Genomic DNA, 10,712 nt, shown 5'->3' with positions numbered 1-10,712 from the left:
CTGGTGGTGAAGTCCAGCACGAGCCGGGCGGCGGCCTGCGCGGACGGCGTTGTCAGTGGCCACCGGTAGGTTCTGGGATCGTAGAGAACGTGACCTACCGGAGGTTGTTGACGTGACCGACACCGACATGCTGCCCGAGTCCTGGCGCGGCGTCCTCGGCGAAGAGCTGCAGAAGCCCTACTTCAAGCAGCTCACCGAGTTCGTCGAGGAGGAGCGGGCCAAGGGGCCGGTGTATCCGCCGCGTGACGAGGTCTTCGCCGCCCTGGCGGCGACGCCCTACGACAAGGTGAAGGTCCTCGTGCTCGGCCAGGACCCGTACCACGGCGAGGGGCAGGGCCACGGCCTCTGCTTCTCCGTGCGGCCCGGGGTCAAGACGCCGCCCTCCCTCCGCAACATCTACAAGGAGATGAAGGAGGAGCTCGGACACCCCGTGCCGGACAACGGCTATCTGATGCCGTGGGCAGAGCAGGGCGTCCTGCTGCTCAACGCGGTCCTCACCGTCCGGGCCGGCGAGGCCAACTCGCACAAGGGCCAGGGCTGGGAGAAGTTCACGGACGCGGTGATCAGCGCGGTGGCCTCGCGGAAGGACCCGGCCGTCTTCGTCCTGTGGGGCAACTACGCCCAGAAGAAGCTCCCCCTGATCGACGAGGAGCGGCACGTCGTGGTGAAGGGCGCGCACCCCTCGCCCCTGTCGGCGAAGAAGTTCTTCGGGTCCCGGCCCTTCACGCAGATAGACGCGGCGATCGCCGCGCAGGGGCACGAGCCGATCGACTGGCGGATTCCGGACCTGGGCTGAGTCCGCCCGGCTGACAGGCTCGGGGGGCCCGCCCGAGCCTGTGCCGGATCGGCGGCGGCTGCGGCTAGCGTCGGAGCTCGGGGACCGAGAGCGCGTGGAGGCCGCAGTGACGGAGCAGCAGCAGGTGGCGGACGACGGCGTCATGACCAGGATCGGGCAGGCGCTGATGCTGTTGCACGGCGGCGACCGCGAGGAGGCCCGCAACCGCTTCGTGGAGCTGTGGCAGCGGATCGGCCCGGACGGCGACCCACTGCACCGCTGCACGCTCGCCCATTACACGGCGGACGCCCAGGACGACCCGGACACCGAGCTGGCCTGGGATCTGCGGGCCCTGCTGGCGGCCGAGGAGCTGGGCGAGGAGAGGCTGGCGCGGCACGACTCGGCGGCGGCGCTCCGGGCCCTGTATCCCTCGCTCCATCTCAATCTGGCCGCCGACTACGTGAAGCTGCGACGGCCCGACGCGGCGCGGGCCCATCTGGAGCGGGCACGCGCCGCGTCGGAAGCCCTCGACGACGACGGGTACGGCAATGGGGTCCGGGCCGCGATCGACCGCCTGGCCGTCCGGCTGCGCACCATGTGAGCGGCGCGTCGACACCCGCGACCGCCGTACGTCAGGGCCGGTAGGTGCCCCGGCACGCCCTGGCCTCGTCGCTGCCCGGTCGCCAGCCCCCGAACCGCTCGCCGAGGTCGCAGACCTCCTCGCGGGAGCGGGGCGGCTCCGGCGGGGCTGGCGGCTCCGCGGCCTGCCTGTCCCTCTTCTGGCGGGGTGGGGACGAGGGCCGGCCGTCGTCCTGACCCCGGGAGGAGCCGCCGGGCCGCTTCCGCGGCCCCGCGGCGGCCGCGTCGGTGGTCCGGGGACCGGGCGGCCCGGGAGCGGGGAGCGCCGCTTCGAGGGCCTCGCGGGCCGGCCCCTCCACGATCTGCGGCCCCTGGACGGTCTGCGGCGCCACGTCCTGGGCGGGCATCCCGGAATCCCGCGGCGGTTCGGAGGCCGGTGGCGGCGTCACCACCGAGACGCAGCCGGAGAGGACGGCGACCGCCACCCCGACCAGGACCTTCGCTGTCGTTCTCGTTCCATGCACCCGCGCAACTCTGCTGGCCGCACGGTGATCTTCGCGCCCCTACCGGCCGGGAATGCCCCACACGGGTGACGGTCGCGATCACGGTGACCCGCCTGGTTCGGACGGCCGCGCGGTCAGTCCCCGGTGGCTCCGTCGATCCGTTCCCGCAGCAGGTCGGCATGGCCGTTGTGACGGGCGTACTCCTCGATCATGTGGGTGTAGATCCAGCGCAGGTTGAAGCGTTCGCCACTGCGGTGCTCGCCCGTGCCGATGTCGTCGAGACCGTGGGCCGCCGCCAGGGTGCGGGCCCGGTCGATCTCGCCCTGCCAGGTGGCGTACGCCTCCTGCCAGGTGTCCGCCGCCGTGGCGTGGATGTCGCCGTCGCGGTCCTCCGCGGTGCTGTAGATCCGTCCGACGTCCTCGCCGGCCAGCACGCGGCGGAACCAACCGCGCTCCACCTCGGCCATGTGCCGGACCAGACCCATGAGGTTCAGGTCCGAGGGCGGCGCGGAGGCCGTACGCAGCTGGGCGTCCTCCAGCCCTTCGCACTTCATCGCGAGCGTCTCGCGGTGGAACTCGAGCCAGCCCTCCAGCATCTCGCGTTCGCCGGCGAGGGTCGACGGCGCGGTGCGTTCGCCGGATGCGCCGGTGTCAGGGTTCGTGGAGTCCGCCGGGCCCGTCGTGTCAGGCGTGATCGCCGCACCGTCGGTGCCGGCCGTGCGTCGGGTGCTTTCGGTGCTGTCCACAGAGGTCATGCACGGCATCGTCGCCCACGCGCGGGTCAGGCGCCACCCGCACCCGCGCGGTTCACTCCCCGAGCATGCCGCGGAGCAACTCCGCGAAGCCGGTCCGCAGTTCGGCGCGGCTGGGCACGGAGGAGTGGAACGAACCGGCGGCGCAGGAGAACATCAGCCCCTCGCACCAGGCGATCAGGGAGAGGGCGTGCCGCTCGGGCGCCGGGGAGCCGGCGTCCGTCATCATCGCGATCAGCGGGCCGTGGAACGCGGCGCCGGCGGAGTCGAAGAAACTGCGCAGTTCGGGGCGGCGCGTCGCTTCCAGGGCGAGTTCGTAGCGGGAGACGAGCAGGCCGCGGTGGTCGGTGAGATAGCGGTGCAGGGCCAGCGAGAGGGCGTCGAGCAGGGCGTCCGCGCCGCCTGAGGGGGAGGGCATCTCATCCGGCGTCAGCACCCCCGCCTCCCGCTCGACCAGACGCCGTACCGCCGTTTCGAGCAGTGCCTGGCGGGTGCGGGCGTGGTTCGACGTCGATCCCTGGGGCAGCCCCGCCCTCTCGTCCACGGCGCGGTGGGTGAGGCCCCGCATCCCCCGCTCGACGAGCAGGTCGAGGGCGGCGTCTCCGATCCGCTCGGCGCGGGAGGGGGTGGGGGGCGGGGGAGGCGCTGCGGGGGTGCGTGCGGTCATGCGACCAACCTATCCAGCCCTCTCTACTACACCTGTAGTCCAGCTGGGGTACGGTAGAGAGGTCACTACAGGTGTAGTTGTCGAGGGAGAAGCCATGGAACAGCACCGTGCCGTCGTCGTGGGAGCCGGCATCGGCGGTCTCACCGCCGCCGTCGCCCTCCACCAGCGGGGCTGGAACGTCACCGTCCTGGAGCGCGCCGCCGCCCTCGCCCCGGTCGGAGCCGGTATCGGCCTCGCCCCCAACGCCCAGCGCGCCCTCGACGTCATCGGACTCGGCGACCGCGTCCGCGAACTGTCCGCCTGGCAGGGCGACGGAGGCATGCGCGCCCCCGACGGCCGCTGGCTCGCCCGCACCAGCGCACAGGCCGCGGCCGAACGCTTCGGCGGACCGCTCGTCCTGCTCCACCGCGCCACCCTCGTCGACCTCCTCGCCGCCGCCCTCCCGGACGGAGTCGTCCGCACCGGCGTCACGGCCTCCCTCGCCGACCCCGGTGACGACCACCGGCCCGCGGTCGTCCGCACCGCCGCGGGCGACCACGAGGCCGAGCTGGTCCTCGGCGCCGACGGCATCCACTCGGCCGTGCGCCGCGCCCTGTTCCCCCACTACACCGGCCTCGCCTACTCCGGCTTCACCACCTGGCGCGTCGTCGTCCCCGCCCCCGCCCGCCCCTTCGCCCCGCACGAGACCTGGGGCGCCGGCCGCCTCTGGGGCACCCAGCCGCTCAAGGACGGCCGGACCTACGCGTACGCCATGGCCGCCGCACCCGCCGGCGCCCACGCGCCCGACGGTGAGAAGGCCGAACTCGCGCGGCTCTTCGGCGACTGGCACCACCCGGTCCCGGACATCCTCGCCGCCGCGGACGCCGACGGGGTCCTGCGCCACGACGTCCACCACATGCCGAGGCCGCTGCCCGCCTTCCACCACGGCCGGGTGGCCCTCCTCGGCGACGCCGCGCACGCGATGCAGCCCACGCTCGGCCAGGGCGGCAACCAGGCGATCGAGGACGCGATCGTCCTCGCCCACCACGCGGGACGCGGCCTGCCGCCGAGCCGGGCCCTCGCCGCGTACACCGCGGACCGGCTCCCGCGCACCACGGCGATCGTCCGCAAGGCCGCGCTCACCGGCCGGCTCACCCGGTTCTCCGCCCGCCCCGCCGTCGCGGCGCGCGACGCGCTCATCGCCACCGTCTCCCGCTTCGGCCCCGGACTCCTCCTGCGCGGCTTCGACGGCATCGCCGACTGGCGGCCGCCCGCCACGGCCCCCCTCCACCCGCACACCGGCCCCGCGTAAGCTGACCGGCGCGAACGGCAGACAGCGACCGGCGGACGGACACCGGCATGCGCGGCACGGCGAAGGAGACCTCGTGAAGGTTGGCTGCATCGGACTCGGCGACATCGCGCGGAAGGCCTACCTGCCGGTCCTCGCCGCCCTTCCCGGGATCGAACTCCACCTCCAGACCCGCACGCCGGCGACGCTGGACCGGATCGGCGAGACCTACCACGTGCCGTCCGTCCGCCGTCACACCGACCTCGACTCGCTGCTCTCGGCCGGCCTCGACGCAGCCTTCGTGCACGCCTCGACCGCCGCGCACGCCGAGATCGCCACCCGGCTCCTCGAAGCCGGGGTGGCCACCTATGTCGACAAGCCGCTGGCCTATGAGTACGCCGAGTCCGAACGGATCGTGGAACTGGCCGAGAAGAACGGCGTCGGCCTGGCCGTCGGCTTCAACCGCCGCCTCGCCCCGGCGTACGCGCAGTGCCTCGACCACCCGCGCGAGCTGATCCTCATGCAGAAGAACCGGATCGGGCTGCCCGAGGACCCGCGCACCCTCGTCCTGGACGACTTCATCCACGTCGTCGACACCCTGCGCTTCCTGCTGCCCGGAGAGGTCGAGCACACGGACGTGCGGGCCCGCATCCGCGACGGACTGATGCACCACGTCGTGCTCCAGCTCTCCGGCGACGGCTTCACCGCCATCGGCATGATGAACCGCATGAACGGCTCCACCGAGGAGATCCTGGAGGTCTCGGGACAGGACACCAAGCGCCAGGTCCTCAACCTCTCGGACGTCGTGGACTACAAGGGCCAGCCGACGATCCGGCGGCGGGGCGACTGGTTCCCGGTGGCCCGCCAGCGCGGCATCGAGCAGGTGGTGCTCGCCTTCCTCGACGCGGTACGGGCGGGCACGCCGCTCAGCGCGCGGGACGCCCTGCTGACCCACGAGCTGTGCGAGCGCGTGGTGCGCGAGTCCCTCGCGCAGGCCTCCTGAGCATGTCCATGCCCTCGACGGCGCAGAGCACGGCGAGGACGGCGACGGCGCTCCAGAGCGGCCAGTCGCCGTGGCGGACGTACCCGGTCGCGGTGCCCGAGAGCGGCAGCTCGTAGACGGCGGCGGCGCTGCGGTCGGTCCCCAGCGGTTCGCCGATCCGCCGGCCGTCGGGACCGTACACCGCGCTGATGCCGGTCAGCGTCGCGTGGACCACCGGCCGGCCGGACTCCGCGGCGCGCAGCGCGGCCAGCGAGGCGTGCTGGGCGGGGGCCCAGCTCTCCTGGAAGGTGGAGGTCGCCGACTGCGTGATCAGCAGACCGGCGCCCTCGCGGGTCAGCAGGCGGCTCATGTCGGGGAACGCCGACTCGAAGCACACCAGCGGACCGACCCGCAGCGCCGGGCGGCCGTCCCGGGCCGGCAGCGTCATCACCACCGGCGCGGTGCCCCGCCGCCGGTCCTCGCCCGCCGCCTTCCCCACCGACGTCACCCAGCCGAGCACCGCCCGCGCCGGGATGTACTCGCCGAACGGCACCAGCCGCATCTTGTCGTACCGGTCGCCGGTCGGCCCTCCCTCCCCGATCAGCACACTGCTCTTGTAGATGCCCGGGCGGTCCGCACGGCGGGCGTCGACGTTGACCAGGAGCGGCGCGTCCACGGTGCGGGACAGGGCGGTCAGCCGGGCGGCGAGGTCCGGACGGGTGGTCAGGTCGGCGCCGACGCTGCTCTCTCCCCAGACGACCAGGTCGAGGCCCCGGCCGGCGAGGCCGCGTGTGAGCTCCTCTCCGCGGGCGAACCGCCGCTCGGCGCCGCCGGGCCCGTCGAAGACGCCGGGCTGGACGACGGCGACCCGGACCGTCCCGTGCTCCTGGGGCGGCGGGGCCTTCCACCACACCAGGCTCAGGGTGAGGCCGCACGCCACCAGCCCCGCCAGGCCCGTGCGGCGCCCGGCAGCCGTCGACATCAGGAGCACCACGACCGTGTTGACCGCGACCACCAGGAGGCTCACCAGCCAGACCCCGCCGACCGAGGCGAGGCGCAGCGCGGGCGCCACCTGCCACTGACTGGCGCCGAGCAGTCCCCAGGGGCCGCCCAACCCTTCCCAGGACCGTACGAGTTCGATGAGCAGCCAGCCCGCTGGGAGGGCGAGGAGGGCGGCGACGGCGCGCGGCCCGGACGGCCCGTCCCCGAGCATCGCGCGCACCAGCCAGCCCCAGGGCACCCACAGCAGGCCGAGCAGAGCGGCGAGGAGGAGAAGGAAGACATGCAGGCTCGGCATCAGCCAGTGGTGCACGGCCAGCATGAAGCCCACGCCGCCCAGCCAGCCCTCCAGGGCGGCGCGGCGCGCGGTCGGGGCCGTACGGAGCAGCAGCATCCACGGGACGAGCACGACGTAGGCCGGCCACCACAAGGCGGGGGCGGGAAACGTGAGCGCGGGCAGGGCTCCGAAGAACACCGCGAGGGCCGCCCGGGCCGCGCCGGACGGCCGGGCGGCGAACCGCGGGGGTCGTGGTCCGGCCCCGGGGCCGGAAGGGGGAAGGGGGCCGGACGCGGGGTCCGGGTCGGGCGTACGGCCGGGGCCGTGGCCGGCGTCGGGGGCGACGGAGGTGCGGGGTTCCCGCGTACGGCTCGCCTTGCGGTCGCGGGCGGGGTCCCGCGTACGGCTCGCGTCGGGGTCGGGGCCGGGCGTACGGCGGGCGCCGTGATCACGGTCCGGCGTACGGCTCGCGTCGCGGTCGCCGCTGGGGTCCGGCGTACGGTCGGCGCCGCGGTCGGGCTCCGGCGCGCGGCCGGGTCCGCGGTCGCTTCGGCCGAACGGAAACCGCATCCCGCGCCTCCAGGTCCCGCGCCGTCGGGTGACGACTCCAGTGTGCGCGTGGGCCGCTACAACCGGCGCCATTTCTCGTCCACGGCCACGGTACGGAGCCGCCAGCCGGCGTCCGTGCGCCGCAGGCCGAAGGAGTAGCGCCCGCCGCAGACGAAGTCCTCGCCGGACTCGAACCGCATGGGGTTCACGTAGTCCGCGCGCACGTCCGCGCTGTCGCCGGGGTAGCCGCCGAGGTCCTGGATGCGGACGCGCCGGTTCACGATCAGGTGCTGGCGCACCGGGAAGAGCCGCATCGTCTCGGCGAGCCAGTCGGCCACCTCGGCGACGGGGCCCTCGATGCCGCCGGAGCCCCGGTAGTCGGCGCGGCCCTCGGGGGTGAACAGTGCCCGGTAGCCCGCCCAGTCGGAGTCGTCCACCGCCACCGCGTAACCGGTGACGAGGTCGTCGATGGCCAGCCGGTCCATCACGGTCGCGAGATCCACGCGCTGTGTCATCGGCTCAGTGTCGGGCAGGCGGAGCCCGGGGCCAAGGGCCGTGCGAGGGGGCGTGGCCGGATCCCGGCGATACTTTCCGGATGCGCATCGACTTCGATCCCGGCCTCAGCGACCGGAACAGCTTCTACCGCCTGCTCACCGCCACCGTCGTCCCCCGTCCGATCGCGTGGGTCTCCACGACCTCCGCGGACGGGATCGACAATCTCGCCCCGCACTCCTTCTTCACGATCTCGTCGGTGACGCCGCCGGTCGTGCAGTTCACCTCGGTGGGCCGCAAGGACTCCCTGCGCAACGTCGAGGAGACGGGCGCGTTCGTGGTGAACCTCGCCCCCGAACCGCTCTTCGAGCGGATCAACGCCACGGCGACCGACTTCCCGCGCGGCACGAGCGAGTTCGACGCGTGCGGGATCGAGCGCGAGCCGAGTCTGCGGGTCAAGCCGCCGCGGGTGGCCCAGGCTCCGGTGGCCCTGGAGTGCGAGCTGCACAGCACGCTGCGGATCGGCGACTCGACCGTCGTCTTCGGCCGGGTGGTGCACGCGGCCGTCGACGAGGCCGTGATGGTCGACGGCCACCCCGAGATCACCCGGATGCGGCCGCTGACCCGGCTGGGCAGGAACGAGTGGGGGACGCTGGGCGGCATCCGCGAGATCGCCCGCGTGCCGTACGCCCGGTAGCCCGCCGACGACGCGTCCGCCGGGACCTGCCGCCGGGCCGGCCCGGGTGGGACGGCCTTCCGCCTACGCGGCTTCCCAGCGGTGCGGGCGGCCGTCCCGCCATTCGACCAGGTGGGGGTCGTCCAGGATCATGTCCGCGTCCTCGAGCCCCGCGCGGCGCAGGAACTCGACGAGGTCGGTGTCGTTGTGCGCGAGTCCGACGATCTGTCCGCGTACGGTGACGCGCCGGCCGCCGCCGGGGGAGGGGCGGTGCACGACGATCGGTGGGTGCCAGGCCATGGTTCCAGGGTGCGACGGCTCCCCGGAGATCGCCCGGTGGCGGGGAGCGTTCCGGGCGCACGGGGTGTGAACGACGTACCTCGAACCGTCGCGCGTACACCCTCGCCGACCGCCGTGACGGGCGGGAGGATCGTCAGGTCCGTTCGGGTGGGGCGCACCTGAGCAGAGTCGCCGGAAAACCCCGAGTCCGGCGCCCCGTCCAGCCCGGCGCGCAGCCCGGCTCCCGCCCGGACGGACCCGCACGCGGCCCGGCCCGGCTGGAGGGGCCCGGAGAGGCCGGGGATCAGCCCGCGGACTCGCCCGCGTGGGGGCTCAGGACGTCGGTGCCGACGAGGATGAACAGCAGAATGCCCAGCAGGATCCGGTAGATCACGAACGGCATGAAGCTCTTGGTCGTGATGAACTTCATGAACCACGCGATGACGGCGTAGCCGACGACGAACGCGATGACCGTCGCGAAGATCGTCGGGCCCCAGGAGACGTGGCCCTCGCCGGCGTCCTTCAGCTCGAAGACGCCCGAGGCGAGTACGGCGGGAATGGCGAGCAGGAACGAGTAGCGTGCCGCGGCCTCGCGGGTGTACCCCATGAGGAGACCGCCGGAGATCGTCGCGCCGGACCGGGAGACGCCCGGGATCAGCGCCATCGCCTGGCAGAGACCGTAGATCAGACCGTCCCGCACACCGAGGTCCTTCAGCGTCTTGCGCTCGCGGATCGCGCGGTGACGTCCGCCGATCTCGTCACGGGCGGCGAGCCGGTCCGCGACGCCGAGGACGATGCCCATGACGATGAGGGTCGTGGCGATGAGCCGCAGATCGCGGAAGGGGCCCTCGATCTGGTCCTTGAACGTGACGCCGAGGACGCCGATCGGGATCGAGCCGACGATGACCAGCCAGCCCATCTGGGCGTCGTGGTCGCCGCGCATCGACTTGTCGCGCAGCGAGCGGAACCAGGCCGAGACGATGCGCGCGATGTCCTTGCGGAAGTAGATCAGGACGGCGGTCTCCGTGCCGATCTGGGTGATCGCCGTGAAGGCCGCGCCCGGGTCGTGCCACCCCGCGAAGGCCGCCGTGAGCCGGAGGTGCGCGCTGGAGGAGATGGGAAGGAACTCCGTCAGCCCCTGGACGAGTCCGAGGATGAATGATTCGAACCAACTCATGGGGCTAGGGCCGTCCCGAATGTGCTCGTGCGGTCAGAGGGATCACGCTGAGGCCCCGCGCGCGTGACGTCACGGGGCCGCGGCGGTCGGATCGGAGATCGACCGCCGGTCGTTGCGCAGCGTACCGTCCTCAGATGACGGGCCGGTTCTCAGGTCTCCGGGTGCCCGGCCAGGGATCGGGCTCAGCCCGCCGACGGGCTCGGGGCGGCGCTCGCCTCGGGGCTCGCCTCGGCGCTCGTCGCCGGGCTCGTGGCGGCCGTGGGGCTCTCGGCGGGCCCCGCCGCCGTCCAGCCCGGCGCCCGCACGTGCGGGGTCAGGTTCGTGGCGTCCGCCTCGCCGCCGCAGCAGGCGCACACGATCCTCGGGCTGAGCATCTCGCCGCAGCCGTGCTCGAGGAGCACCGGCCGGTCCTCCTTGTTCACGTGCCGGTCCCCCCAGGCCATCAGCGTCAGCAGGACGGGACCGAGCTCCTCGCCGGCCGGTGTGGCCCGGTACTCGAAGCGCCGCGGCCGCTCGCTGTACGGCACCTTCTCCAGGATTCCGGCCTCGACCAGGCGCTTCAGACGCGCGGTCAGGATGTCCCGCGGCGCACCGGTGTTCCGTGCGATCCGGTCGAAGCGGCGCACGCCGAGCGAGATCTCGCGCAGGACGAGCAGGGAGTACTTCTCACCGACCAGCGAGAGGGCGTCGGCGATCGAACAGGGGCGGGGGGCGGCCTTCATGCGACCAGCCTAGAGC

12 protein-coding genes and 1 pseudogene are annotated in these 10,712 nt (G+C 73.5%); 5 read left to right on the top strand and 8 right to left on the bottom strand.

Annotation, left to right across the window (positions count from 1 at the left end; translation table 11 throughout):
- Positions 1 to 112: 112 nt before the first annotated feature.
- Positions 113 to 796 carry a uracil-DNA glycosylase gene (gene ung, locus AB0K65_RS08825; RefSeq protein ID WP_365715052.1) on the top strand — a complete coding sequence of 228 codons (684 nt, stop codon included), beginning with the start codon at positions 113 to 115 and terminating at the stop codon, positions 794 to 796.
- A 106-nt stretch (positions 797 to 902) separates the two neighbouring features.
- On the top strand, positions 903 to 1,376 hold the full coding sequence (locus AB0K65_RS08820) for a hypothetical protein (RefSeq protein ID WP_365715051.1): 474 nt from the start codon (positions 903 to 905) through the stop codon (positions 1,374 to 1,376).
- 31 nt (positions 1,377 to 1,407) lie between these two features.
- Here AB0K65_RS08820 and AB0K65_RS08815 read toward each other — a convergent pair whose 3' ends face one another.
- From AB0K65_RS08815 to AB0K65_RS08805, 3 genes are all read right to left on the bottom strand, one after another.
- Positions 1,408 to 1,878 (bottom strand): hypothetical protein, encoded by a 471-nt coding sequence (locus AB0K65_RS08815; RefSeq protein WP_365715050.1) that lies wholly within the window; start codon positions 1,876 to 1,878, stop codon positions 1,408 to 1,410.
- Between the two features lie 113 nt (positions 1,879 to 1,991).
- Positions 1,992 to 2,453: a DinB family protein gene (locus AB0K65_RS08810; RefSeq protein WP_365715070.1), complete on the bottom strand. Its 462-nt coding sequence runs from the start codon at positions 2,451 to 2,453 to the stop codon at positions 1,992 to 1,994.
- Positions 2,454 to 2,664: 211 nt separating this feature from the next.
- Complete coding sequence (locus AB0K65_RS08805) at positions 2,665 to 3,276, bottom strand: TetR/AcrR family transcriptional regulator (RefSeq protein ID WP_365715049.1); 612 nt, start codon at positions 3,274 to 3,276, stop codon at positions 2,665 to 2,667.
- A 94-nt stretch (positions 3,277 to 3,370) separates the two neighbouring features.
- Here AB0K65_RS08805 and AB0K65_RS08800 point away from each other — a divergent pair, with 94 nt between their 5' ends.
- Together AB0K65_RS08800 and AB0K65_RS08795 are read left to right on the top strand one after the other, a co-directional pair.
- On the top strand, positions 3,371 to 4,567 hold the full coding sequence (locus AB0K65_RS08800; protein WP_365715048.1) for an FAD-dependent monooxygenase: 1,197 nt from the start codon (positions 3,371 to 3,373) through the stop codon (positions 4,565 to 4,567).
- A 73-nt stretch (positions 4,568 to 4,640) separates the two neighbouring features.
- On the top strand, positions 4,641 to 5,546 hold the full coding sequence (locus AB0K65_RS08795; protein ID WP_365715047.1) for a Gfo/Idh/MocA family oxidoreductase: 906 nt from the start codon (positions 4,641 to 4,643) through the stop codon (positions 5,544 to 5,546).
- On the opposite strand, the gene lnt is transcribed toward AB0K65_RS08795, so the two are convergent.
- Both lnt and AB0K65_RS08785 read right to left on the bottom strand, forming a co-directional pair.
- Positions 5,470 to 7,371, bottom strand: coding sequence for an apolipoprotein N-acyltransferase (gene lnt / locus AB0K65_RS08790; RefSeq protein WP_365715046.1), 1,902 nt, complete (start codon positions 7,369 to 7,371; stop codon positions 5,470 to 5,472). The two genes, AB0K65_RS08795 and lnt, sit on opposite strands and share 77 nt — an antisense overlap.
- Positions 7,372 to 7,427: 56 nt before the next feature.
- Positions 7,428 to 7,865, bottom strand: coding sequence for a nuclear transport factor 2 family protein (locus AB0K65_RS08785; RefSeq protein WP_365715045.1), 438 nt, complete (start codon positions 7,863 to 7,865; stop codon positions 7,428 to 7,430).
- Positions 7,866 to 7,945: 80 nt separating this feature from the next.
- Here AB0K65_RS08785 and AB0K65_RS08780 point away from each other — a divergent pair, with 80 nt between their 5' ends.
- Entirely contained in the window at positions 7,946 to 8,539 is a 594-nt protein-coding gene (locus tag AB0K65_RS08780) for a flavin reductase family protein (protein WP_365715044.1), read from the top strand.
- 63 nt (positions 8,540 to 8,602) lie between these two features.
- Here AB0K65_RS08780 and AB0K65_RS08775 read toward each other — a convergent pair whose 3' ends face one another.
- From AB0K65_RS08775 to AB0K65_RS08765, 3 genes and pseudogenes are all read right to left on the bottom strand, one after another.
- A complete protein-coding gene (locus tag AB0K65_RS08775) occupies positions 8,603 to 8,818 on the bottom strand; it encodes a hypothetical protein (protein WP_365715043.1) in 216 nt (71 codons plus the stop codon).
- Between the two features lie 283 nt (positions 8,819 to 9,101).
- Positions 9,102 to 9,974: an undecaprenyl-diphosphate phosphatase gene (locus tag AB0K65_RS08770; RefSeq protein ID WP_365715042.1), complete on the bottom strand. Its 873-nt coding sequence runs from the start codon at positions 9,972 to 9,974 to the stop codon at positions 9,102 to 9,104.
- Positions 9,975 to 10,237: 263 nt separating this feature from the next.
- A pseudogene (locus tag AB0K65_RS08765) lies at positions 10,238 to 10,696 on the bottom strand (helix-turn-helix domain-containing protein); the annotation flags it as partial.
- Between the last annotated feature and the right edge of the window lie 16 nt (positions 10,697 to 10,712).

It is taken from the genome of Streptomyces sp. NPDC053755 (genome assembly GCF_040677675.1).
Classification (GTDB): domain Bacteria; phylum Actinomycetota; class Actinomycetes; order Streptomycetales; family Streptomycetaceae; genus Streptomyces.
This window is presented reverse-complemented; position numbering and strand designations above follow the sequence as displayed.